Source organism: Bradyrhizobium sp. PMVTL-01 (genome assembly GCF_051861855.1).
GTDB lineage: Bacteria > Pseudomonadota > Alphaproteobacteria > Rhizobiales > Xanthobacteraceae > Bradyrhizobium.
In genome coordinates, this window is the sequence record NZ_CP193982.1 from 7,196,807 (window position 1) to 7,220,697 (window position 23,891).

The 23,891-nt window shown below is 64.8% G+C and carries 16 protein-coding genes and 1 pseudogene; 10 read left to right on the top strand and 7 right to left on the bottom strand.

Translation table 11 applies throughout. The features are described 5' to 3' along the window. Positions 1–117 precede the first annotated feature (117 nt). Together ACRQ5Q_RS34730 and ACRQ5Q_RS34735 are read left to right on the top strand one after the other, a co-directional pair. Positions 118–750, top strand: coding sequence for a cupin domain-containing protein (locus ACRQ5Q_RS34730; protein WP_439370123.1), 633 nt, complete (start codon positions 118–120; stop codon positions 748–750). 138 nt (positions 751–888) lie between these two features. Beyond that, entirely contained in the window at positions 889–2,757 is a 1,869-nt protein-coding gene (locus ACRQ5Q_RS34735; RefSeq protein ID WP_439394417.1) for an ATP-binding protein, read from the top strand. 6 nt (positions 2,758–2,763) lie between these two features. On the opposite strand, the gene ACRQ5Q_RS34740 is transcribed toward ACRQ5Q_RS34735, so the two are convergent. Then, positions 2,764–3,789, bottom strand: a complete 1,026-nt coding sequence (locus ACRQ5Q_RS34740; RefSeq protein ID WP_439394419.1) for an AraC family transcriptional regulator — start codon at positions 3,787–3,789, stop codon at positions 2,764–2,766. Between the two features lie 185 nt (positions 3,790–3,974). Here ACRQ5Q_RS34740 and ACRQ5Q_RS34745 point away from each other — a divergent pair, with 185 nt between their 5' ends. The 4 genes and pseudogenes from ACRQ5Q_RS34745 (at position 3,975) to ACRQ5Q_RS34760 (ending at position 8,430) form a co-directional block, all read left to right on the top strand. Next, entirely contained in the window at positions 3,975–4,424 is a 450-nt protein-coding gene (locus ACRQ5Q_RS34745; RefSeq protein WP_057743125.1) for a cupin domain-containing protein, read from the top strand. Between the two features lie 98 nt (positions 4,425–4,522). Further along, positions 4,523–6,010 carry a flavin-containing monooxygenase gene (locus ACRQ5Q_RS34750; RefSeq protein ID WP_439394421.1) on the top strand — a complete coding sequence of 496 codons (1,488 nt, stop codon included), beginning with the start codon at positions 4,523–4,525 and terminating at the stop codon, positions 6,008–6,010. Between the two features lie 70 nt (positions 6,011–6,080). Then, positions 6,081–7,154 (top strand): hypothetical protein, encoded by a 1,074-nt coding sequence (locus ACRQ5Q_RS34755; protein WP_439394423.1) that lies wholly within the window; start codon positions 6,081–6,083, stop codon positions 7,152–7,154. Positions 7,155–7,253: 99 nt separating this feature from the next. After that, positions 7,254–8,430: pseudogene (locus ACRQ5Q_RS34760) on the top strand (YncE family protein). A gap of 37 nt (positions 8,431–8,467) precedes the next feature. Here ACRQ5Q_RS34760 and ACRQ5Q_RS34765 read toward each other — a convergent pair. Then, positions 8,468–9,259, bottom strand: coding sequence for an ABC transporter substrate-binding protein (locus ACRQ5Q_RS34765; RefSeq protein ID WP_439394425.1), 792 nt, complete (start codon positions 9,257–9,259; stop codon positions 8,468–8,470). 240 nt (positions 9,260–9,499) lie between these two features. Between ACRQ5Q_RS34765 and ACRQ5Q_RS34770 the strand changes: the two genes are divergently transcribed. Beyond that, positions 9,500–10,693 (top strand): efflux RND transporter periplasmic adaptor subunit, encoded by a 1,194-nt coding sequence (locus ACRQ5Q_RS34770; RefSeq protein ID WP_439394427.1) that lies wholly within the window; start codon positions 9,500–9,502, stop codon positions 10,691–10,693. Positions 10,694–10,705: 12 nt separating this feature from the next. Then, complete coding sequence (locus ACRQ5Q_RS34775) at positions 10,706–13,864, top strand: efflux RND transporter permease subunit (RefSeq protein ID WP_439394429.1); 3,159 nt, start codon at positions 10,706–10,708, stop codon at positions 13,862–13,864. A gap of 270 nt (positions 13,865–14,134) precedes the next feature. On the opposite strand, the gene ltrA (ACRQ5Q_RS34780) is transcribed toward ACRQ5Q_RS34775, so the two are convergent. Next, positions 14,135–15,514 (bottom strand): group II intron reverse transcriptase/maturase, encoded by a 1,380-nt coding sequence (ltrA, locus tag ACRQ5Q_RS34780; RefSeq protein WP_439368145.1) that lies wholly within the window; start codon positions 15,512–15,514, stop codon positions 14,135–14,137. Between the two features lie 1,132 nt (positions 15,515–16,646). After that, positions 16,647–17,819: an MFS transporter gene (locus ACRQ5Q_RS34785; protein WP_439394431.1), complete on the bottom strand. Its 1,173-nt coding sequence runs from the start codon at positions 17,817–17,819 to the stop codon at positions 16,647–16,649. 51 nt (positions 17,820–17,870) lie between these two features. Between ACRQ5Q_RS34785 and ACRQ5Q_RS34790 the strand changes: the two genes are divergently transcribed. Continuing rightward, positions 17,871–18,695, top strand: a complete 825-nt coding sequence (locus tag ACRQ5Q_RS34790; RefSeq protein WP_439370133.1) for an AraC family transcriptional regulator — start codon at positions 17,871–17,873, stop codon at positions 18,693–18,695. A 56-nt stretch (positions 18,696–18,751) separates the two neighbouring features. On the opposite strand, the gene ltrA (ACRQ5Q_RS34795) is transcribed toward ACRQ5Q_RS34790, so the two are convergent. Further along, on the bottom strand, positions 18,752–19,984 hold the full coding sequence (ltrA, locus tag ACRQ5Q_RS34795; protein ID WP_439394432.1) for a group II intron reverse transcriptase/maturase: 1,233 nt from the start codon (positions 19,982–19,984) through the stop codon (positions 18,752–18,754). 1,068 nt (positions 19,985–21,052) lie between these two features. On the opposite strand from ltrA (ACRQ5Q_RS34795), the gene ACRQ5Q_RS34800 reads away from it, so the two are divergent. After that, positions 21,053–22,405, top strand: a complete 1,353-nt coding sequence (locus tag ACRQ5Q_RS34800; RefSeq protein WP_439370134.1) for a malonyl-CoA decarboxylase — start codon at positions 21,053–21,055, stop codon at positions 22,403–22,405. A 144-nt stretch (positions 22,406–22,549) separates the two neighbouring features. Here the strand turns inward: ACRQ5Q_RS34800 and ACRQ5Q_RS34805 are convergent, their stop codons facing one another. Both ACRQ5Q_RS34805 and ACRQ5Q_RS34810 read right to left on the bottom strand, forming a co-directional pair. Further along, positions 22,550–22,837: a GIY-YIG nuclease family protein gene (locus tag ACRQ5Q_RS34805; RefSeq protein WP_439394434.1), complete on the bottom strand. Its 288-nt coding sequence runs from the start codon at positions 22,835–22,837 to the stop codon at positions 22,550–22,552. Between the two features lie 804 nt (positions 22,838–23,641). Then, on the bottom strand, positions 23,642–23,884 hold the full coding sequence (locus ACRQ5Q_RS34810; RefSeq protein WP_164937929.1) for a DUF3297 family protein: 243 nt from the start codon (positions 23,882–23,884) through the stop codon (positions 23,642–23,644). Between the last annotated feature and the right edge of the window lie 7 nt (positions 23,885–23,891).

Genomic DNA, 23,891 nt, shown 5'->3' on the forward strand with positions numbered 1-23,891 from the left:
AGTTCATCATGACTAAATACAGCTGTCAATCACATTGCTAGGATGCGCGACCTTTTCACTGTGACTGAACCTCGGATCGATGCGATCGCGAGGTGAGACGATGCATGGGAGAGCGACATGGGCGGTCGCGGCGATACGAACGGCAGCAAGGACGCTCCGGCAGTGGAGGGCGACGACGCGGTCGACCAACGCCTCGGCGAGACCGTGCGGCTGCTGCGCCAGCGCGCCGGGCTCTCGATCCAGGACGTCGCCAATAAGACTGGCCTCTCCAACGGCATGATCAGCCAGCTCGAACGCGCGCGCGCCATGCCGTCGATCCGCACCCTGCGCCTGCTCAGCATCGCGCTCGACGTGCCGATCTCCTACTTCTTCGAGGCCAGCGATCCCGGCGACGTGCAGCGCTACATCGTGCGCAAGAACGCCAGGCGCCTGCTGCGGCTCACCGCCAGCGGCGTCGTCAAGGAAGCGCTCACCCCGGACGGCAAGGGCCAGCTCGAGCTCTACGAACTCACGCTCAATCCCGGAGCGTCCTCGGGCACAGACTTCCTGCAGCACACCGGGGAGAAGGCCGGCTACATCCTGTCGGGCAGCCTGCGGCTGTGGCTCGACAACCAGGCCCATCTGCTCGAGGTCGGCGACAGTTTCCGCTTCCCGAGCACCGTGCCGCACATGTTCGACAACCCGACCCATCAGGTGGCGCGCGCAATCTGGGTGACGACGCTGCTTCAAACCGATTCGCCGGCAGGTTGAGGCAGGCGCACTGTTCCCGGCGCCCCCGGGGGCGCAAATTGACCCTCGACGGAGAGTTGGGCAGTCTGTAGCTCACATGAGGCGGGGCTCGTTGACGACGCGGCGGGCGGTCCGCGGCTGACGTCTTTGGTGTGAGACATGAAACTCAGGGGGCTTCTGACACTCGCGATGGCCGTGCAGGTCGTCGTGACCGCCGCAGCCCTCCTCGCCTCCTATGCCGTGACCGGAAAAGCTGGCGGCTTCGGCACGCCCGAGATCATTGCCCTCTTCGCAAGTGCCTCCATTGCTGCGCTGATCGCGCGACTGTGCGTGCGTTCGATCGAGACGACGCAGCACACGCAGACTGCCGCAGCCCTGGCGGATCAGACCAAAGCCATCGCCGAGAGTGCGCAGATGACGCAAGCCATCATCAAGACTGCGCTCGACGCCTTCATCCAGACCGATGAGCGCGGCATCGTCCTGGAGTGGAGCTTTCAGGCCGAGGCCCTGACCGGTTGGTCGCGACAGGAAGCGCTCGGCGGGGACGTCGTCGACCTCCTCGTCGCCGAGCCGCTCCGCGACGGCTTCCGGCAACGCATGATGCGGTTGCTGCCCGAACTGGCGCATGCGCCGATCGGCATCCGCTTCGAGACGAGCCTGCTGCACAGGAACGGCGACGCGATCCTGATCGAGGCATCCAGCACGGCGCTGCGTCTCGGCGGACGCCAGATCATCAACACCTTCGTCAAGGACGTCACGCAGAAACGGGCCGCCGAGGAGCAGCTGATCCAGGCCCAGAAGATGGAGGCGGTCGGACAGCTCACCGGCGGCATCGCGCACGAATTCAACAACATGCTCACGGTGATCACCGGCACGATCGAGATCCTCGCCGATGCCGTGAAGGACAACCCGCCGCTTGCGACCATCACCAAGCTGATCAGCGAGGCCGCCGATCGCGGCGCCACGCTGACATCGAGCCTGTTGTCCTTTGCCCGCAAGCAGGCGCTCCAGCCGGCCGAGATCGACGTCAACGAGCTGCTCGAGGAGCTGTCCAAGCTGCTGCTGGCGACCTTCGACAAGAAGATCGAGATCGTGACGAAGCTGGACACCAATGTCTGGCTGGCTTGCGCCGATCGCGGTCAATTGAGCTCGGCGCTGCTCAACCTCGCCATCAACGCCCGCGACGCCATGCTGGGCGGCGGCAGGCTGACGCTGACGGCGCGCAACGTGGTGTTCGGCGTGCGCGAGGCCGTCGCGGTCGGCGCCGGCTATGCCGGCGACTATGTCCAGATCGAGATCGCCGACAACGGAACGGGCATTCCGCGGGCCATTCTCGAACGCATCTTCGATCCGTTCTTCTCGACCAAGGAGGTCGGCAAGGGCACGGGGCTTGGGCTCAGCATGGTGTTCGGCTTCGTCAAGCAGTCGGGCGGCGGCATCAAGGTCGCCTCCGAGGAAGGCCGCGGCACGACATTCACGATCTGCCTGCCGAAGGCCGAGACCAGCACGCTTCGCCCGGCCGGCTACGACGAGCGCAAGATCGTGGGAGGACACGAAACCATCCTCTGCGTCGAGGACGACCGCGACGTCCGCCACTACGTCACGGTGCAGCTCGAGAGCCTCGGCTACAAGGTCATCCCCGCCGCCAACGCCACCGAAGCGCTCGCCGTCGCCGCGGAGGGCAAGGCGTTCGACCTGCTGTTCACCGACATCGTGATGGCCGGCGGCATCAACGGGCGCGAGCTCGCCAAGCAGATGGTGGCCGCGCGGCCGTCGCTGAGGGTGCTGTTCACCTCGGGCTACGCCCATGACTCGCACACGCAGGCCCGCGCCACGATGGGCGCACCGCTGCTGACGAAGCCGTACCGGAGGGCCGAGCTCGCCCGCATGCTGCGCCGCTCGCTCAACACCGCCGTCGATTCGGCGGGCGACGCGATCCCGACGCCCTATTCGGTGCAGGCGGACGTCGAGGCCTTTTTGCGCCGGCAGGCGGCTGAAGACGGCGGCACCGCGCGATCGCGAAAGTAGCCGGGCCTAGCTCATCCTCCGCCGCAGCGTCGCCGACGGCGTCTCGCCGAATTTTTCGCGGTAGGCACCGGCCATGCGACCGAGGTGCGTGAAGCCGAGATCGAAGGCGATCTCAGTGATCGAGGTATCGGGCGCGGCTTGCGCGAGGCGCGCGTGCAGGCCGGCAAGGCGCATGTCGAGCAGCATTTGTGAGATCGACACGCCGAAGTGACGGCGGAAGCCGAGCTGGAGCGCGCGGATGCCGATGCCGGAGGCGCGGGCAAGCTGCACGAGGTCGAGCGGCTCGCGGGCATTGCCAGCAAGATGGTCGCGCGCGGCGCGAAGCGCGCGCGGCAGACGCTCGGCTTGGCCTGAGAACGTCCGGATCGCATCCGACAGGCCATGCCTCTGCCCGTTGAGGAGCCGATCGAGCAGCGCCTCGCGGCAGTCGGCCATCGCAACCGGCGACAGCCTGCCGGACGGCCCGAGACGTTCGGCAGTCAGCATCAGCTCGGCAAGACTGGCCTGCAGGCAGCGCCCGGACGGTGTGTCCAAGTCGATCGCAGCATCGAACTCGACCGCGCCAGCCGCCCTGCCCGACAGCGCCGCGGCGCGCTGCTCGACCAAACGACGGTCGAGCAACAGGATCGCCTGCGCGCACTCGCTCCATATCATCCGGGTCGGGATGGTCGGCGAGAGAAGCGACGCCGTCCGGCCCGGGCTGGCATCGAAGTCGCCCACGCCGGCACGAATGCGCGCCGAGCCCGTGAGCGGGACCTGCACCAGGAAGAAGCGTTCGAGGCAGCCGGGATCGATACTGACCGACCCGCCATAAGCGACGTAGTTGATGGAAAAGCCATCGAAGGCCGCGCAATTGTGCCGGGCGGAGAAGCCGGAGGCGAGCGGCCGCGACGGCGTGAGATCGTGCCGGCAGAAGATGCGCCCGATCTGCTCGGCCGCTTCATCCACATCGTCGGTGGTGACGCGGGCGAAATCCACAAGCCGTTCGGCTGCAGACGCCCTTGCGCACATTTCCAGCACGGCTGCGGACATCGTCGACCACGCTTCGCGTCACGGAATTGCTTTAAGCCTATAATAGTTTCCCCAACGCGGAAAGGGCCGCCCGCACAATTGGCCTGCTGCATGGCAATAGCTGCCTCCGGATTCGTTTAGCGGATAGACAGGCGGCCCGTCGCTGGCCGAAGCTCCTCCCCGCCGGAATCCATGAGGAGCGAGCCATGACTGCACTCGAAAAGGGCATTACCGCCAACGGCACGGGCTATGGCGGCAAGAGCTGGAACATCCTTGGCCAGGTCTACTTCCCCAAGGCCGTCACCGATTCCACCTTCGCGTTCGAGACCAACAGTGATCCCGGCCAGTTCGTGCCGGTGCACATCCATCCCACCCAGGACGAGTTCATCCTGGTGCAGGAAGGCACACTCGACCTCAAGCTCGACGGGGTCTGGGTCAAGGCCCACGCCGGCGACCTCGTGCGCATGCCGCGCGGCATCCCGCACGGCTATTTCAACAAGTCCGACAAGCCGTGCCGCGCGCTGTTCTGGGTCTCGCCGATGCAGAAGCTGGAGGCGCTGTTCAACCAGCTGCACAATCTGACCGATCCTGCCGAAGTCGTGCGCATCTCGGCGCTGCACGAGGTCGACTTCCTGCCGCCCGAGGCCAACGACTAGCCGTCGCCGCTTCGTCCACTTTCATCTGCTTGCAGGTCCTGCCGGCCGCGCCTTGCGGCCGAACGTGGCCGCGTGCGCGAAACACATCGAGCAATCCCATGATCAGTCCCAAGCATGTGTGCGTGATCGGCGCCGGCGTCTCAGGCCTTGCCGCCGCAAAGGCCTTCGCCGCCCGCGGCCACCGCGTCACCATCGTCGAGCGCAGCGGCGATCTCGGCGGCGTCTGGGAGCCGGCGCGCTCCTACCCTGAGGTGCAGACCCAGAGCCCGAAGGAACTCTACCGTTACACCGATCGCGCCATGCCGGACGCCTATCCGGAATGGCCGACCGGGCCGCAGGTCCACGCCTATCTCGTCGAGTATGCCAGGAGTTTTGGCCTCGACCGCATGCTTCGCCTCAACACCGAAGTCGCCGGCATGGGGCGCCGCGCCGACGGCCGACCGGGCTGGACCCTCACCCTGACGAGCCGGGACGGCACGACGAACGAAGATTTCGATTTCGTCGCGGTCTGCACCGGGCAATTCAACGAGCCGCGCGAGCTGCATTGTCCCGGCGAAGACGGCTTCCTGGCGCAGGGCGGACAGATCCTGCACTCGTCGAAATACGGCGACCCCACGCTGGCGAAAGGCCGGCGCGTCGTCGTGCTCGGCGGCTCGAAATCGGCGACCGACATCGCGGTGAACGCAGTGAGGTCAGGCGCGCGCGAGGTCACGATCGTGATGCGCGAGCCGGTCTGGCGCATCCCCTATTTCATCGGCGGGCTCGTGAACTTCAAACGCATCCTCTACATCCGCGCGCAGGAGGAGATGTTTCCGGGTTGGGGGGCGAGCGCGATGGCACGACTTGCGCATCGCATCGCCGCGCCGCTGGTCTGGGCCAATTGGCGCGGGCTGGAGAGCCTGCTCAAAGCGCAGCTCAAGCTCAAGCAATGCAAGATGGTGCCGACGGAGCGGATCGAGGACGGCGTCAACTGCTCGGTGCCGATCGCAACGCCGGGCTTCTATCCGATGGTGGCCGACGGCCGCATCAAGGCGGTGTTCGGCACGTTCGACCATTACGAAGGCGACAGCATCGTGATGAGCGGCGGCGAGCGCGTCAGTGCCGATGTCGCGGTACTAGCGATCGGCTACAAGCTCGGCGTGCCGTTCCTGCCCGAGGCTTACAGGCAGAAGCTGGTCGATGCCGACGGCCAGTACCGGCTCTATCGCCTGATCGCCAACCCCGATTTGCCGGAGATGGGCTTCGTCGGCTTCAACTCCTCGTTCTGCACCGTGCTCTGCGCCGACCTCGCGGCCAACTGGCTGGTGCGCTACGCCGACGGCCAGCTCGCCAACCAGCCGACGGCGCAGGCGATGCGCCACAACATCGAGATGATGCTGCATTTCAAGCGCGTCGAGCGGCCGGCGGCAGGCGTCTATGGCGGCCTCTGCGTCGCGCCCTATCACTACCGCCATTTCGACGAGCTGATGGCCGATATCGGCGCGAAAGAGCAGAAGCGCGGCGGGCTCAAAGGACGCTTCCAGCCGCCGGACGCGGATGCCTATGCCAAGTTCCTGGCGACGGCGCCGGACTACCGGGCGGCGTGAGAGGAGAATTGCGGCGTCTCGCATCTGATGCTTACGATCTCCCTGGTCATCGAATCGACGGGAACCAGCCATGGGATCGAGACGACTTGCCGCCGCCGCCCTTGCGATGGTTGCCTGCTTCGTCGCGGCGCCCGCCGTTGCACAGAGCGGCGCACCGACGCCAAGGCAATCCGAGGCGCTCGCCGCCTATGACCGCGCGCTCGACGAGTTCAAGTCGATCCTCGCGGAGCGGCGGCGCCAGATCGAGGCGAAGGAGGCGCTGCCGAACCTGCCGGGTCAGGCGCTGTATCTCGCGCGCGTCGCCGTCATCAGCAGCTACAAGGACCTTACGGACGCCATGCCGTCGCGGATCGGCAAGCCTAACAAGTTCGAGATCCCCCCGGCCTATTTCGACGCCGCCATCGAGCCCCTGATCGACGAATATGCGCGGCTGTTCGACATCATGGAGGCGCCGCCTGCCAGCGCGCAGAACTCGGCGACGCCTTTCAAGGATGTCGTCGATCTTGCCGTTGCGATCGCGCGCGCCAAGGGGCTTGCGCCTGTTCACGCCGAAGCTGCGGGACGCATCAGCCTGGGACTGTTCTTTGCCGAGACCAATGGCAAGCAGAATGTCCGCAACGCGCGCTCGAACACCTATATGGGCAGCTTCCAGACTGGCCCCTCCGAGGACCGCAACGGCCGCAGGAAATGGGAAGCGATCAAGAGCGAGATCGCTACGATCGATCCCGAGCTGAACGCGCGTGACGACAAGGAAGAGGCGCGCGCCCGCGGCACCGATCACCGCTTCAATCACTGGACCAATGTGCGCGACGGCCTGATGAACGCACATGCGGACGTCTTCCGGGAGATCCCGGCAATCGTGAAGACGCTCCCCGACCCGATCGACCAGATGAAGCTGTTCGAGCTGATCCAGATCGTGCCGACTCCGACGAGGTCCGCGCTGAAGTCCGGCGACCTCCTGAACTATCGGGTGTCCAGCCCTATGGTCATGAAGCATTTGCGCAACAACAGCATTTTCGCCTTCGGACAGGCCGACCGGGCGAGAACCTCAGCCAGCTTCCGCGAGATCCTGGCGGCGATGTGGCTGTTCAATCGGAAGTTCGAGAAGGCGATGGCGAAATATGCGGAGATCAAGCCACGCTGAGGAACCCGGCCCAGGCAAAAATGATCGCAGTCAAGTTGTTGCATCCAGCGCCCGATTGCATCTAGCTTTGCCGGACAAGAACAAATCCCAGGGGGAAACATGAGAACCACTTCTCGCATACGCGCGCGCCATGCCGCGTCAGCTCTGGTCGCAACGTCCCTGGCCAGCCTTGCCAGTTTCACCACTCATGCCGAGATCGTCGTCAGCGCCAATGACGGCAAGATGGTGCTGGAGAACGGCAGCGCCGTGGTGCGCAGGCAGCCACTGCCGGATACGGTCAGCGTCATCGACTTCACCGACGGCGCCCTGAAACTGCTGGGCGAGGTCCCCGCACCGGCCAGCGTCGTCGGCCCGCCGCCGAGCGTGGCGATCGCCCCGGATGGTTCGTTTGCGCTGGTGACGGGCGCGATGAAGATCGATCCGGCGGACCCCCACCAAGACGGTGCCGGACGACAAGCTTTCGGTCATCGACCTGAAGTCCTCGCCGCCAAAAGTGCTCGCGACCCACCAGGCCGGCGCGGGCGCGGCCGGTGTCTCGATCAATCGCGCGGGCACGCTGGCGCTGGTTGCGAACCGCAGCGAGGGCACGGTCTCGGTCTTTGCGATCAGCGGCAACGCGCTGGCGCCGGCGGGCAAGATCCAGCTCGGTGACGCCAAGTCAGGACCGAGCCATGCCGTGTTCTCGCACGACGGCGCGACCGCGCTGGTCACGCGCGACGGGGACAACAAGATCTCGCTTCTGACCGTGGACGGCACCAAGGTGGAGTACGCCAGGCGCGACCTCTCCGCGGGCATTCGCCCCTACGACATCGATCTCACCGGTAGCGCCGCCGCCGTCGTCGGCAATGTCGGCGCCGGCAGCGGCGACAACGACACGATCAGCCTGATCGACATGACCGCAAAGCCGATCCGCGTCGTCTCGACTGTGACCGTCGGTCAGACACCCGAAGCGGTGAAGATGTCACCGGACGGCAGCCATGTCGCGGTGACCGTCATGAACGGCTCGAACAAGCCGCCCGCCGCGCCGTTCTTCAACGATTTCGGCCTGCTCAAGGTCTACCGGATCTCGGGCACTGACCTTACACCGGTGGCGGAGGCCAGGATCGGCCATTGGTGCCAGGGCATGGTGTGGTCGAAGGACTCCAGGCATGTCGTGGCGCAGTGCATGGTCGAGAACGAGCTGATCGCGTTCGCCTTCGACGGCAAGGCGCTGACCAGGACGTCGACGCTCAAGCTGCAGGTGAGCCCCGCGGGCATGCGCACCGCGGAGCCGTGAGGTTCGTGGGCGGCGCAGCCTCGCTGCGCCGGGTGCCCTATTCGGTGCGGATCGGCGAGTCCTTCAGGCCGTTGTTGTCATAGGCCTTGCGCAAGGTGCCGTTCGTCACCGCTTCGTTCATGAATTTGGACACGAAGGTCAGGGCCTGGTTGTGGCCGAGCGGAACGGCGACGGCCGTTACAGTCTTCTTGAAGGTCTCGTCGAGCACCCTCGTCCCCGGAATCTTTTGCGCCATCTTGTTGAGCTGGTCGCGCGACAGCGCGAAGGCGTCGATCTCGCCGCTCTTCAGCAGGCCGAAGATTTCATCATATGTCTGATAGCCGGTCACCGTCGCATTCCTCAGATGCGCGACGGCCCCGCGCATGGTGGCGGTGGCGTTGACGGCCGCGACCTTGATGCCAGGTTGATCCAGCGTGGCGAAATTGGTGATGCTCGATCCCGGCCTGACGATGTAGGTGGCGTCCGCGACCTCGTAAATCGGGCCGAACAGCATCCTGGTCTCGCGCTCGGGATCCTTGGGCAGCCATGTGACGTCCCAGGTACCCTTGCCGGCCGCGTCGGTGATCTGTCCGGAATTCTGGTGCACGACATATTCCACGGGCACACCGAGCTGTGCAGCCATCTCCTTGCCGAGGTCGACCGGCACGCCGGCAAAGCCGGCTTCCGTCCTGGTCGACCAGAACGCGCCGCCTGCCGGGCTGATCGCGATCGCAACCCGGAGCTTGCCGGTCGGCGCGATCTCGTCCTTCAGGCCTTCGGCTAGCGCCGGCATGGCGACCGCCACTGCGAGAGCGAGACCGGCAAGCACCGCGTGGAGCATTGGGGGCATGTCATGTTCTCCTCACCTTTTCTCTTTTTCTTCTTTCAACTGCTCCGCCTCTGGCACGGCCTCTGACGCAATTCTGGTCGATCGTGCGCGCGGTGAAAAGCGGTTTGTGATGACGAACCTGCCAAGGGCCGCGGCGCGGGTTGCAGTGCAAGGTCCGTGACTGCCATGGCTATGGTGTTCCACGGCCGGGCGTTTATTGGTAGCCTGCGGCACCGACAGACAGAAATCGGGGGCCACCGAATGACCTCAGCGAATCCCGCATCGCTCGCCCATCGCAATGGCGCGTGGGGACATGTCGGACGGGCGCTCGCCGCCGCAAGCGCCGTGGTCGCGCTCGCCGGCTGCGAGGACAAGAACGCCTATGTCGCCCCGCCGCCGCCGAAGGTGGATGTGGCAACTCCGGTGCAGCGTCCGGTGACGCGTTATGTCGAGGCCACCGGCAACACCGCCCCGATCAAGAGCGTCGATCTGGTCGCGCGCGTGCAGGGTTTCCTGCAATCGATCGACTATCAGGACGGCAGCTTCGTCAAGCAGGGCACCCAGCTGTTCACGATCGAGCCGGAGACGTACAAGCTCAAGGTCGAGCAGGCGAAGGCCGCGGAGGTCGGCGCACAAGCCACGCTCAAGCAGGCCGAAGCCGATTACAAGCGGCAGGTCGAGCTCGTGCAGCGCCAGGCGGTCTCGCAGTCCACCCTGGACACGTCGACATCGACCCGCGACAACGCTCAGGCCAACCTCCAGCAGGCCCAGGTCAATACCAGGCTCGCCGAGGTCAATTACGGCTACACCAACGTGACCGCGCCGTTCGACGGCATCGTCAGCGCGCATCTGGTTTCGGTCGGCGAGCTCGTCGGCGTCTCCTCCCCGACCCAGCTCGCGACCATCGTCGCCATGGATCCGATCTGGGTGAACTTCACGGTCAACGAGCAGGACGTCCTTCGCATTCGCGCCGAAGCGATCCGCCGCGGGCTGACCGTCGCCGAACTCAAACAGTTGCCGGTCCAGGTGGGCCTCCAGACCGAGACCGGATATCCGCATGAAGGCCACCTCGACTACGTCTCGCCGACCCTGAACACATCGACGGGCACGCTCGCGGTGCGCGGCGTCATACCCAATGACAAGCGGGCGCTGCTGCCCGGCTATTTCGTCCGCGTCCGCGTGCCCTTCGACCAGGAGAAGAGCGCCCTGCTCGTGCCCGACACCGCGCTCGGCAGCGACCAAGGCGGCCGCTATCTCCTCGTCGTCAACAACGACAACGTCGTCGAGCAGCGCCAGGTGCAGATCGGGCCGACCGACAACGGCCTGCGCGTGATCGAGAGCGGGCTGAAGCTTGACGACCGCGTCGTGATCGCGGGCCTTCTTCGCGTGATCCCGGGCCAGAAGATCGACCCGCAGGTGACGAAGATCGAACAGTCCCAGGCCTCCACCAAGTAGGAGCCGCCGGCCATGATCTCAAAATTCTTCATCGAGCGGCCGGTCCTCTCGAACGTCATCGCGCTCTTGATGATCCTGATCGGCGGCGTCGCGCTGTTCAATCTTGCGATCGCGCAGTATCCCGACGTGGTGCCGCCCACGGTACAGGTCACCACGCGCTATCCCGGCGCCAGCGCCAAGACCGTGATCGACACGGTCGCCTTGCCGATCGAGCAACAGGTCAACGGCGTCGAGGACATGCTCTACATGCAGTCCTACAGCGGCTCCGACGGTACCTACACGCTGACCGTGACCTTCAAGATCGGCACCGACCTGAACTTCGCGCAGGTGCTGGTCCAGAACCGCGTCTCCAGCGCGTTGTCGCAGCTGCCGCAATCGGTGCAGAACCAGGGCGTCACCGTCCAGAAGAAATCGACCTCGATCCTGCTGTTCGTGACGCTGACCTCCCCGGATGCGAAGTACGACAGTCTCTACCTGAGCAACTACGCCACCATCAACATCCGCGACGAGCTCTCGCGCCTGCCCGGCGTCGGCAACGTCACTGTGTTCGGTGCCGGCCAGTATTCGATGCGGGTCTGGCTCGATCCGAACAAGCTGCAGGTCCGTGGCCTCGTGCCGCAGGACGTCATCAACGCAATCCAGCAGCAGAGCCAGCAGGTCTCCGCCGGCCAGGTCGGCGCGCCGCCGACGCCGCCGGGCCAAGCGTTCCAGTACACGCTCAACGTCAACGGACGGCTCGACGACGCCACCCAGTTCGAGAACATCATCGTCAAGACGGGGACCAGCGGCGACGTCACGCGGGTGCGCGACGTCGGCTGGGTCGAGCTCGGCGCGCAGACCTACAGCCAGATCTTCTCGCTCAACAAGCAGCCCGCCACCGGCATCGGCGTGTTCCAGTCTCCTGGCGCCAACGCGCTCCAGGTCGAGCAGGCGGTCGAGAAGAAGATGGCGGAGCTCGCCAAGCGCTTCCCGGAAGGCATCAAGTACGACACGCCGTTCGACACCACCAAATTCGTCGAGGCCTCGGTGCACGAGGTCTACATGACCCTGATCGAGGCCGGCCTCCTGGTGCTGGTCGTGATCCTCGTTTTCCTGCAGGACTGGCGCGCGATGCTGGTGCCTGCGACGACCGTGCCGGTCACCATCATCGGCGCCTTTGCCGCGATGGCAGCGCTCGGCTTCACCATCAACATGTCGACGCTGTTCGCGATCGTGCTCGCGATCGGCATCGTCGTCGACGATGCCATCGTCGTGGTGGAAGGCGCCGCGCACAACATCGAGCAGGGCATGAACGGCCACGACGCCGCGATCAGGGCGATGGACCAGCTGTTCGCGCCGATCGTCGGCATCACCCTGGTGCTGATCTCGGTGTTTTTGCCGGCCTCGTTCCTCGCCGGCCTGACCGGCCGCATCTATTCCCAGTTCGCGCTGGTGATCGCGGCGACCGCACTGCTGTCCGCCATCAACGCGGCGACCTTGAAGCCGACGCAATGCGCGCTGTGGCTGCGGCCGGCGGTGCCGCCGGAGCAGCGCAACTTCTTCTATCGCGGCTTCAACAACGTCTATAACCGGGTCGAGCGGGGCTATACGCGGCTGATCACCTTCCTGGTCAGGCACGCCACGGTGTCGGTCGCGGTCGCGCTGGTGCTGATCGGGATCGGCGGCTACGGCCTGTCGCGGGTGCCGACCGGCTTCCTGCCGATCGAGGACCAGGGCTACCTGATCGCCGCCATCCAGCTGCCCGACGGCGCCTCGCTGGAGCGGACCCAGAAGGTGCTCGACCGTGCCAGCGAGATCGTCAAGGACGCGCCGGGCGTGGCGCAGGTCATCACCATCGCCGGCATCTCCGCGCTCGACAGCAGCGCCAGCCTTGCCAATGCCGGCGTTGCCTACATCATCCTGAAGGACTGGGATGCGCGCAAAGGCCCCGGCGAGGATTTGCGCTCGCTGGTCTTTGGCCTCAACGACAAGCTCGCCGTGATCATGGAGGCGCGCACCATCGTGCTGCCGCCGCCGCCGATCCAGGGCATCGGCAACGCCGCCGGCTTCTCGATGCAGGTCGAGCTGCGCGACGGCAACAGCGATTTCGCCAAGCTGCAGGCGATCACCGGCGCGATGGTCAGTAACGGCCAGAGCCAGACCGCGCTGCAGCGCGTGCAGTCCTCGTTCCGTTCCTCGGTGCCGCAGTTCAACGTCGAGATCGACCGCATCAAGACCCAGACGCTGCACGTCACCACCGACCAGGTGTTCTCGGCGCTGTCGACCTATCTCGGCGCGTCCTATGTCAACCAGTTCAACAAGTTCGGCCGCGTGTTCCAGGTCTACACGCAGGCCGATCCCGCCTTCCGCGTCACCGAGCGCGACATCGCCAACATGCAGGTGCGCAACTCGAACGGCGACATGATTCCGATCGGCACCGTCGCCACGATCACGCCTGCGACGGGACCATCGCTGATCAGCCTCTACAATCTCTATCCCTCCTCGACCGTCATCGGCCTGCCGGCGCAGGGCTACTCCTCCGGCCAGTCGCTGAAGCTGATGGAGGAGATCGCGGACAAGACGCTGCCGCCGGGCACCGGCTATGAGTGGACCGCGATGTCGTACCAGGAGAAGGCGGTGTCCAACCAGATCTACTGGGTGTTCGGGCTTGCCATGCTGCTTGTCTATCTCGTGCTCGCCGGCCAGTACGAGAGCTGGTACGCGCCGATCTCCGTGATCCTCGCCGTGCCGCTGTCGCTGATCGGGCCGATGCTGATCCTCAATGGCCTGAAGATCGACAACAACCTCTACTGCCAGATCGGCCTGATCCTGCTGATCGCGCTGTCGGCGAAGAACGCCATACTGATCGTCGAGGTCGGGCTCGAGCTGCACGTCCGCGACGGCAAGCCGCTCCTGGAATCGGCGATCGAGGCGGCGCGCGCCCGCTTCCGCCCGATCCTGATGACGTCGTTCGCCTTCATCCTCGGCGTCGTGCCGCTGGTGCTCGCGACCGGCGCCGGCGCCAGCGCCCGCAAATCGATCGGCATCACGGTGTTCTCGGGCATGCTGGCATCGACCTGTCTCGCGGTGCTGTTCGTGCCGGCGTTCTTCGTGGTGGTGCAGCGCTTCGAGAACTGGCGCGCGGCGAAGAAGGCGCCGAAGCCGCAGGCCGCTGCCGAGGTGAAACCTTAGGCGCCGAGCATCCACATCGTCATTGCGAGCGCAGCGAAGCAATCCAGAGTGCCTCCGGGAGGCAGCCTGGATTGAGCCGGGCGAAAACGGAAAGTGCGAAAACAACCCCATGCACAGTAGAGATGGCGTTGAAAAAGCTCGAGAGGATTTCGGCTCCGCCGAAACTACTTGCTCCGTCGGGCAAAACAGGGGCATAATGGCATCATGGGTGGCATGGCCGACGTGCTCTCTCCCCCGTCATTGCGAGCGTAGCGGTCGCGGTAGGGACGCTCATTGCTGGGCGCCCCCCGCACAGATCCGTACGTGCGGCTTTCCCGCATACGGCTCCCACCTCGGGTGAGTAGCGGTGAAGCGTGTTCGGGGCCAAGGATGGAGGATTTGTGGCTTGGGGAGCAAGTCGGAGGCAAGCCGCGCGACCCGCTGCCACGTGGTCCCGTCAATCTGGCTGCGGCGCCGAAGCATCCGCCTCCATTGTTCGGTGACGAAGTAGCGGAAGGCGCTGAGCGCTCGGCTGTTGGTCGGTACCGCGTGGTAGTTGAAGTACCCGGTAACGACCTGCCGCAGCCATTTGCCCTGTTCGAGCACCGACTGGTGCATACGCCGTCGCATTCCCTGCTTCACGGCTTGCAGTTTCGCCCGCATGCGGTCTTTGCGAGACTTGCGCCTGATCTGGAACTTGCCTTGCTTGGATCGGCTGCAGATGAAGGTGAAGCCGAGGAAGTTGAAGGTCTCCGGCTTGCCGAGCCCGCGCCGCCTGCGGTTGTCCTCCGCATGACGTCCGAACTCGATCAGCCGGGTTTTCTCAGGGTGCAGTGACAGCGCGAACTCCTGCAGCCGTTTGCGCAATTCTTCGAGGAAGTGCCGGGCCTCATTCTCATGCTCGAAGCCGACGATGAAGTCGTCAGCGTAGCGCACGATGATCATGTCACCCGCGGCCTCGCGCCGTCTGAAGCGTTCGGCCCACAGATCGAGGGCATAGTGCAGGTAGATGTTGGCAAGCAGCGGCGAGATCACCGCCCCTTGTGCCGTCCCCTGTTCGCTGACCCTGACCGTTCCTTCTTCGAGAACACCCGCCTTGAGCCATTTGCGGATCAGACGGATGATACGCTGGTCGCCGGTCCGATGTTCGACGAAGCGGATGAGCCATTCCTGGTCCACCATGTCGAAGAACGAGCGGATATCGGCGTCAACAATGAAGTTCACCCGCCGGCTCTCGATTCCGACCAGCAGCGCATCCATCGCATCGTGCGCGCTGCGCCCGGGCCGGAACCCATACGAGAACCCGAGGAAGTCCTCCTCGTAGATCGCGTTGAGCACCGTAGCGGTTGCCCGCTGAACGATCTTGTCCTCGAGGGACGCAATCGCCAGCGGTCGCTGCCGCCCATCCTGCTTCGGGATATGGACCCGCCGCGACGGCTGCGGCCGGTACGCTCCCCGGTGAACACGAGCATGCAGGTCCTCAAGATTGGCCTTGAGGTCTTGCTCGTAGTCCCGCCACATCATTCCGTCCACACCCGGCGCGGCATGCTTCTTCAGCGCGAAGAACTCCGCCTCGAGCAGTTCAGGCGTGATGTGGTGAAGCAGCGCAGTGAACCTCTCCTTCTTCCTTTCCCTTGCAGTTCGCCGTATGCGTTCCAACGCCTGTGTCACGCTTGTCCGGCTCGGCGTCCGGGGCGTGCTTTGCTGGTCCGCATTCCCCTTGGTCGCGGCCCTTCGCTCCACCAACTCCTCCGCGGATCGCTCCGCTTCGTTCGCAGGCTTCGACGCTACTACGGCCGCGTCCGACTTCCCGCATCCGTTCGTCATCGGCTTTGGCTCCTCGCCTTCCCGATGCGGACCTTGGGGGCATGTTGCCATCGGTCAGATGCGGGACCTCCCAGGTTCCGACGCGGTCCTTTGCTGCGTGATGGGGTCTTCGACCACGGCAGAGCGTCAGCGCCTCGCATAACGGCGCCGCACATGTTGCCTTCGACGTTGCTTACCGGCTCGGCCTCTGCGAGTTTCTGTCTTTCGCGGCTCAATAGCCCACCCCACAGCATCGTTGTGTACGCTTCGCAGCCGCCGTTGCCGACGGCCACGCAACACTCACTACCGGGCGCTCGCTACCGCTTACCCGGACCGGACTTCCACCGGTTGGACCACGCCAGCTTGCCTGGCGCACAAGCAATCCAGAATCCCCCCCGCGGAAAGATCCTGGATTGCTTCGTCGCAAGGGGCTCCTCGCAATGACGGGTGGAGAGAGTTGCGGAAGGGCCGCCACGTCCTCGGTCATTGCGAGCGCAGCGAAGCAATCCAGAATGCCTCCGCGGAAAGATCCTGGATTGCTTCGTCGCAAGGGCTCCTCGCAAAGACGGGTGGAGAGAGTTGCGGAAACCGCCACGTCCCCCGTCATTGCGAGCGCAGCGAAGCAATCCAGAATGCCTCCGCGGAAAGATCCTGGATTACTTCGTCGCAAGGGCTCCTCGCAATGACGGGTGGAGAGAGTTGCGGAAGGGCCGCCACGTCCCCCGTCATTGCGAGCGCAGCGAAGCAATCCAGAATGCCTCCGCAGAAAGATCCTGGATTGCTTCGTCGCAAGGGCTCCTCGCAATGACGGGTGGAGAGAGTTGCGGAAGGGCCGCCACGTCCCCCGTCATTGCGAGCGCAGCGAAGCAATCCAGAATCCCCCCGCGGAAAGATCCTGGATTGCTTCGTCGCAAGGGCTCCTCGCAATGACGGGTGGAGAGAGTTGCGCAACTGCGCTCGCAGTGACGGTGTGGCGCGAGCCGCCTGCCTCACTTCCTCACGCCGCCTGCGGCGTCCGGATCTCGCGCGGCAGGATCAGCGCGGCGGCGATTGCGAGCAGGCAGAGTGCGGCGAAGGCGTGCAGCATGGTGACGAAGCCGCCCTGCTCGTAGAGCCAGGCGACGAGCCCGACGGACGCCCCGGCGGCGGTGAAGCCGACGAAATAGCGCACGGCATAGGCGCGCGAGCGCCACTCTTCCGCGGTGTATTTGCCGACCATGGCGTCGTTCACCGTGACCTGACCGAATGCGCCCATGACGATGCCGATCGAGACCAGGATCAGCGGCAGATTGTTCAGGCTGGCGGCGAGATAGAGGAACGGCGCCAGCATGAAGGACAGCGGCAGCGCCACGGTCTTCAGCGAGTAGCGGTCGAGCAGCCGGCCGATCGTGTACTGCGTCATCGCGCCGAACACGTAGACGCAGGCCGCGATGCCCCCGAGCAGCGCCGGGCTTTTGGTGAGATCGGCGAGACGTTCGGCAAACAGCTTCGGCAGCGCCACGGTGACGGCGTTGAAGGTCGTGGAGATCGCGATGACCACGATCAGCAGCGCCAGGATCACGCGCCACATGTCCTGTTTGGCCACCCGCGCCTGGGCCGCCGCCTGCTTCGAGCCCTTGCGGTCCTCGTGCACGACGCTCATCGCAAACGCGATGCCGACCAGGATCGTCACGACGCCCGGGATGATGAAGGCAAAGCGCCAGCCGAGATACTGGCCGATCACACCGGTCACCAGCGCCGAGGAGGCCACGCCGAGATTGCCCCAGACGCCGTTGATGCCCATCTCGCGGCCGAGCCTGTCGGCGTAGGACACGATCATGGCGGTGCCGACGGGATGGTAGATCGAGGCGAAGATGCCGATCGCGAGCAGCGCGGCGCCGAGCTCGACCTGTGTCTGGACGAAGCCGACCGAGATCATGGAGGCCCCGATGCCGACGAAGAAGATCAGCATCATGTGGCGGCGGCTCCAGCGGTCGCCGAGCCAGCCGGTGAGCAGCGAGCCGGCACCGAAGGCGATGAAGCCGGGCGTCGCGTAAGGCAGCAGCTCCGAATAGGCCATGCCGAGCGCCGGCCCCATGATGATCACGGCGGCGGCGAAGATCAGCATCGAATAATGGTCGATGAAATGGCCTGCATTGACGAAACCGATGACCCGGCTTGGGCTGTTCATTACGAATCCTCTCCTGCTCCGAAATGAGTTATATGTCGGACCCATGACGGGATGCTGCCAATGAATGTCTTGGAAACGCCAATCTCGGAAACGCCAATCCTGCGCGAGGTCCGGAGCAACCACCGCTCGCCCGCGGGCGTGCACCTGGTCGCCCGCGACTATCCCAAGGGCATGCGGATCGACCTGCACATGCATCGCGAGGCGCAGCTGATCTATGCGGCACGCGGCACCATGCAGGTGACGACACCCGGCGGACGCTGGCTGGTGCCGCCGGACCGCGCCGTCTGGGTGCCGGCCGGGATGGAGCATGCCATCGACCTGCTGGCCGACATCGAGATGCGCACGCTGTATTTCGACCTGTCCTGGCTCAAGCGCGAAAAGCGCTACGAGGGATTGACGAGGGAATTCGTGGTGCGGGTATCGCCGCTGCTCAACCAGGCGATCCTGGCGCTGTTCGACGCACGCAACACGGAAGAGCGCACCGAGCTGCTGGTCCGCCTGGTGATGCTGGAACTGCACCAGGCCGAGGATTCCGCGACCTTCGTGCCGCTGCCGCGCGAGCCGCGCTGCCGCCGCGCCGCGATGATCGTGCTCGACGATCCCACCGGCCTGCACGACATCGACACCCTGGCGCGCGAGGTCGGAACCTCCGCGCGCACGCTGTCCCGGTTGTTCTCGAGCGAGACGCAGCTGAGCTTCAAGAGCTGGTGCCAGCGCGCCAGGATTGCGGCGGCGATCCAGCGGATATCGACCGATGCGAGCGTAGCGGTGAAGCAGCTCGCTACCCAGCTCGGCTATGCCAGCGTGCCGGCATTCTCGGCGGCGTTCCGCCAGGTGACGGGGCGGACGCCGACGGAGTTTGCGGGGAAGGGGTGAGGTGGCCGTGCCCTCCCGAACCGTCATTGCGAGCGCCGCGGTCGCGGTAGGGACGCTCATTGCTGGGCGCCCCCCGCACAGATCCGTACGTGCGGCTTTCCCGCATACGGCTCCCACCTCGGGTGAGTAGCGGTGAAGCGTGTTCGGGGCCAAGGATGGAGGATTTGTGGCTTGGGGAGCAAGTCGGAGGCAAGCCGCGCGACCCGCTGCCACGTGGTCCCGTCAGTCTGGCTGCGGCGCCGAAGCATCCGCCTCCATTGTTCGGTGACGAAGTAGCGGAAGGCGCTGAGCGCTCGGCTGTTGGTCGGTACCGCGTGGTAGTTGAAGTACCCGGTAACGACCTGCCGCAGCCATTTGCCCTGTTCGAGCACCGACTGGTGCATACGCCGTCGCATTCCCTGCTTCACGGCTTGCAGTTTCGCCCGCATCCGGTCTTTGCGAGACTTGCGCCTGATCTGGAACTTGCCTTGCTTGGATCGGCTGCAGATGAAGGTGAAGCCGAGGAAGTTGAAGGTCTCCGGCTTGCCGAGCCCGCGCCGCCTGCGGTTGTCCTCCGCATGACGTCCGAACTCGATCAGCCGGGTTTTCTCAGGGTGCAGTGACAGCGCGAACTCCTGCAGCCGTTTGCGCAATTCTTCGAGGAAGTGCCGGGCCTCATTCTCATGCTCGAAGCCGACGATGAAGTCGTCAGCGTAGCGCACGATGATCATGTCGCCCGCGGCCTCGCGCCGTCTGAAGCGTTCGGCCCACAGATCGAGGGCATAGTGCAGGTAGATGTTGGCAAGCAGCGGCGAGATCACCGCCCCTTGTGCCGTCCCCTGTTCGCTGACCCTGACCGTTCCTTCTTCGAGAACACCCGCCTTGAGCCATTTGCGGATCAGACGGATGATACGCTGGTCGCCGGTCCGATGTTCGACGAAGCGGATGAGCCATTCCTGGTCCACCATGTCGAAGAACGAGCGGATATCGGCGTCAACAATGAAGTTCACCCGCCGGCTCTCGATTCCGACCAGCAGCGCATCCATCGCATCGTGCGCGCTGCGCCCGGGCCGGAACCCATACGAGAACCCGAGGAAGTCCTCCTCGTAGATCGCGTTGAGCACCGTAGCGGTTGCCCGCTGAACGATCTTGTCCTCAAGGGACGCAATCGCCAGCGGTCGCTGCCGCCCATCCTGCTTCGGGATATGGACCCGCCGCGACGGCTGCGGCCGGTACGCTCCCCGGTGAACACGAGCATGCAGGTCCTCAAGATTGGCCTTGAGGTCTTGCTCGTAGTCCCGCCACATCATTCCGTCCACACCCGGCGCGGCATGCTTCTTCAGCGCGAAGAACTCCGCCTCGAGCAGTTCAGGCGTGATGTGGTGAAGCAGCGCAGTGAACCTCTCCTTCTTCCTTTCCCTTGCAAATGCGTTCCAACGCCTGTGTCACGCTTGTCCGGCTCGGCGTCCGGGGCGTGCTTTGCTGGTCCGCATTCCCCTTGGTCGCGGCCCTTCGCTCCACCAACTCCTCCGCGGATCGCTCCGCTTCGTTCGCAGGCTTCGACGCTACTACGGCCGCCTCCGACTTCCCGCATCCGTTCGTCATCGGCTTTGGCTCCTCGCCTTCCCGATGCGGACCTTGGGGGCATGTTGCCATCGGTCAGATGCGGGACCTCCCAGGTTCCGACGCGGTCCTTTGCTGCGTGATGGGGTCTTCGACCACGGCAGAGCGTCAGCGCCTCGCATAACGGCGCCGCACATGTTGCCTTCGACGTTGCTTACCGGCTCGGCCTCTGCGAGTTTCTGTCTTTCGCGGCTCAATAGCCCACCCCACAGCATCGTTGTGTACGCTTCGCAGCCGCCGTTGCCGACGGCCACGCAACACTCACTACCGGGCGCTCGCTACCGCTTACCCGGACCGGACTTCCACCGGTTGGACCACGCCAGCTTGCCTGGCGCACAAGCAATCCAGAATTGTTTCCGAGGTGGCAGTCTGGATTGCTTCGTCGCAAGGGCTCCTCGCAATGACGGGGAAAGAGCGCTGGCATATTCCCAGGCGCCTTGGCCCGCGACGGACCTCGGCGTGGACGTTGCGCGAAATGCCGCCACATTCTCCGTCATTGCGGACGCAGCGAAGCAATCCAGAATCCTGCCGCGGCGACAGTCTGGATTGCTTCGCTGCGCTCGCAATGACGGTGTTTGAGGCAGCTTCCCCCTTCTCCAAATGTCACCGGATGCCCGCCCTCGCCGGGATGACAGCATTCTCCAAACGCACGGCCCAACTAAAGTTGCCAAATCCGCCTGCTTGATTGTGATCGGCTTTCGGCTAAATCCCGTGTAAGCTTCGCGCACCGCACAAACCGGATTCGAAAAGCCCAGATGGCCAACGCCTTCTTCTCCGACCTGCTCGCCACCATCTCCGAGCGTGGCCGCACGCTGCTTCGCCGCGGCGATGGTGCTGACACCAAACAGGATGCCGACGGGCTGATCGAGCTCTGCGGCGCGCTGCTGTCGGGCCGGGGCGAGGCCTCCGGCACGGCAATGGCACGCGAGGTGCTCGACCTCTACCGGGCTCTGGATGCGGCGGGACGCCGCGCCTTCTTCGAGGCACTGGTGCGCGATTTCGGGCCGGACCGGGAACGGCTGTCCGCGGCGATCGAGAAGTGGCGCGCCAAGCCGACGGACGAGGACGCCAGCTCGCTGCATTTCGCCTCGGAGCCGCGGCGGCAGGAGCTGATCCGCCGCCTCAACCGCGCGCCCGGCGGCACCGGCGATCTCGTCGCCATGCGCGCCGACCTGCTCGGCATGATGAACGGGCACACCGATCTCGCCGCGCTCGATCGCGACGTCTCGCATCTCCTCTCTTCGTGGTTCAACAGGGGGTTTCTCGTGCTGCGCAGGATCGACTGGTCGACCCCGGCCAACATCCTCGAAAAGATCATCCGTTACGAAGCCGTGCACGAGATCAGCGACTGGGACGATCTGCGCCGCCGCATCGATCCGGTCGACCGCCGCTGCTACGCCTTCTTCCATCCGGCGATGGTCGACGAGCCCTTGATCTTCGTCGAGGTGGCGCTGACCGAAACCATCCCCGGCGCGATCGCGCCGCTGCTTGCCGTCGATCGCCAGCACCTTCCCATCGAGAAGGCGCGCACCGCCGTATTCTACTCGATCTCCAACACCCAGCGCGGCCTTGGCGGCATCTCCTTCGGCAGCTTCCTGATCAAGCAGGTGGTGGAGGAGCTGCGCCGCGAGCTGCCGAAGCTCGACACCTTCGTGACGCTGTCGCCGGTGCCGGGCTTCATGCCATGGGTGAAGCAGGACAAGGACCTGCCGCTGTCGGACGAGGACCGCGAGGTGCTGAAGCGCCTCGACGATCCCAAATGGTTCGAGAGCCCCGAGACCACGACGCTGCTCCGCGGCGTGCTGGAGCCGCTCGCGGCCTATTATTTCCTGAAGGCGCGCACGCCGAAGGGCCGGCTGATCGATTCCGTCGCCCGCTTCCATCTCGGCAACGGCGCGCGTCTGGAGCGCATCAACTGGCTGGGCGACCTCTCGCCGAAGGGCGTGCGCGAGTCCGCCGGCGTGATGGTCAACTACCTCTACCGCCTCGACGACATCGAAAAGAACCACGAGGCCTACGCCAACGACGGCGAGGTGGTGGCCTCCAGCGCGGTGAAGAAGCTGCTCAAGGGCGAAGGACGGCGGCTGCTGGATATGCGGCTCTCGTAAGGGGCGGACGCTTGCCACGCCGTCATTGCGAGGAGCCCTTGCGACGAAGCAATCCAGACCGCCGCCGCGGAGAGATTCTGGATTGCTTCGCTGCGCTCGCAATGACGGCGTGCGGGGCGGCGGCTCGCGACTTGCTACTGCCGGTCAGATCAGCGTCTCGTACAAATCTTTCCAGTCGGGATTGAGGCTCTCGATCAGCGCGAGTTTCCTTGCCCGACTGCCGCCCTTGATTTGCTTCTCGCGCGCAATCGCATCGGGCATGGTGGCGTGCAACTCGTACCAGACGAGGAGCTTGCAGCCGTACTTCGACGAAAAGCCCTTGACCAATCCCTCGCGATGCTCGAACGCGCGGCGCGGCGGATTGGAGGTGACGCCCGTGTAGATCGTCCCATTGCGGCGATTGGCGAACATGTACACGCAGGGCTGCTTCATGATAGTACTCGGCTGAGAACAGCCATTATAATAGCACAACCAGGAGATGATTGCGAGGTTTTTGCTACTTCGTCATTGCGAGGAGCCCTTGCGACGAAGCAATCCAGACTGCCGCCGCGGAGAGATCTGGATTGCTTCGCTGCGCTCGCAATGACGGCGTGCGGGGCAACGGCTCGCGCAACCCAACGACCGCCCGCCGCAGGCTCGGATCCACGGGTGACTTCCGCTCTCTCCACCGTCATTGCGAGGAGCCCTTGCGACGAGGCAATCCGGACTGCTTCCGCGGAGAGATTCTGGATTGCTTCGCTGCGCTCGCAATGACGGAGTTTGAGGCAACGGCTCGCGCAACCCAACGACCGCCCGCCGCGGGCTCGGACGACCACGGATGACTTCCGCTCTCTCCACCGTCATTGCGAGGAGCCCTTGCGACGAGGCAATCCAGACTGCTTCCGCGGAAAGATTCTGGATTGCTTCGCTGCGCTCGCAATGACGGAGTTTGAGGCAACGGCTCGCGTAACCCAACGACCGCCCGCCGCAGGCTCGGATCCACGGATGACTTCCGCTCTCTCCACCGTCATTGCGAGGAGCCCTTGCGACGAGGCAATCCAGACTGCTTCCGCGGAAAGATTCTGGATTGCTTCGCTGCGCTCGCAATGACGGCGTGCGGGGCGGCGGCTCGCGAAACAACGACCGCCCGCCGCGGGCTCGGACGACCACGGATGACTTCCGCTCTCTCCACCGTCATTGCGAGGAGACAGATTGCGCTTCTCGCAATGACGAGGGGAGAGCGGCGCTCTGCTCGAACTATTTCTTGTCGCGAAAATACGGCTCGACCGGACCGTGCACCTTGATGGTCAGCGGGTTGCCGTAGCGGTCCTTGGCGTTGCCGGCGGTGACGCGGACCCAGCCTTCGCTGATGCAGTACTCCTCGACATTGGTCTTCTCGATGCCTTTGAAGCGGATGCCGACGTCGCGCGACAGGATGTCCGCGTTGTAGTAGGGGCTGTTCGGGTCGACCGACAGGCGGTCGGGAAATTCGTCGCTCATGATTGTC

Bases quoted from the DNA above. Each gene is read 5' to 3' on its own strand.
- ACRQ5Q_RS34735 (WP_439394417.1), top strand. From the start codon at position 889: ATGAAACTCAGGGGGCTTCTGACACTCGCGATGGCCGTGCAGGTCGTC.
- ACRQ5Q_RS34745 (WP_057743125.1), top strand. From the start codon at position 3,975: ATGACTGCACTCGAAAAGGGCATTACCGCCAACGGCACGGGCTATGGC.
- ACRQ5Q_RS34730 (WP_439370123.1), top strand. From the start codon at position 118: ATGGGCGGTCGCGGCGATACGAACGGCAGCAAGGACGCTCCGGCAGTG.
- ACRQ5Q_RS34800 (WP_439370134.1), top strand. From the start codon at position 21,053: ATGGCCAACGCCTTCTTCTCCGACCTGCTCGCCACCATCTCCGAGCGT.
- ACRQ5Q_RS34765 (WP_439394425.1), bottom strand. From the start codon at position 9,259: ATGCCCCCAATGCTCCACGCGGTGCTTGCCGGTCTCGCTCTCGCAGTG.
- ACRQ5Q_RS34775 (WP_439394429.1), top strand. From the start codon at position 10,706: ATGATCTCAAAATTCTTCATCGAGCGGCCGGTCCTCTCGAACGTCATC.
- ACRQ5Q_RS34790 (WP_439370133.1), top strand. From the start codon at position 17,871: ATGCTGCCAATGAATGTCTTGGAAACGCCAATCTCGGAAACGCCAATC.
- ltrA (WP_439394432.1), bottom strand. From the start codon at position 19,984: ATGATGTGGCGGGACTACGAGCAAGACCTCAAGGCCAATCTTGAGGAC.
- ACRQ5Q_RS34770 (WP_439394427.1), top strand. From the start codon at position 9,500: ATGACCTCAGCGAATCCCGCATCGCTCGCCCATCGCAATGGCGCGTGG.
- ACRQ5Q_RS34785 (WP_439394431.1), bottom strand. From the start codon at position 17,819: ATGAACAGCCCAAGCCGGGTCATCGGTTTCGTCAATGCAGGCCATTTC.
- ACRQ5Q_RS34750 (WP_439394421.1), top strand. From the start codon at position 4,523: ATGATCAGTCCCAAGCATGTGTGCGTGATCGGCGCCGGCGTCTCAGGC.
- ACRQ5Q_RS34805 (WP_439394434.1), bottom strand. From the start codon at position 22,837: ATGAAGCAGCCCTGCGTGTACATGTTCGCCAATCGCCGCAATGGGACG.
- ACRQ5Q_RS34810 (WP_164937929.1), bottom strand. From the start codon at position 23,884: ATGAGCGACGAATTTCCCGACCGCCTGTCGGTCGACCCGAACAGCCCC.
- ACRQ5Q_RS34755 (WP_439394423.1), top strand. From the start codon at position 6,081: ATGGGATCGAGACGACTTGCCGCCGCCGCCCTTGCGATGGTTGCCTGC.
- ACRQ5Q_RS34740 (WP_439394419.1), bottom strand. From the start codon at position 3,789: ATGTCCGCAGCCGTGCTGGAAATGTGCGCAAGGGCGTCTGCAGCCGAA.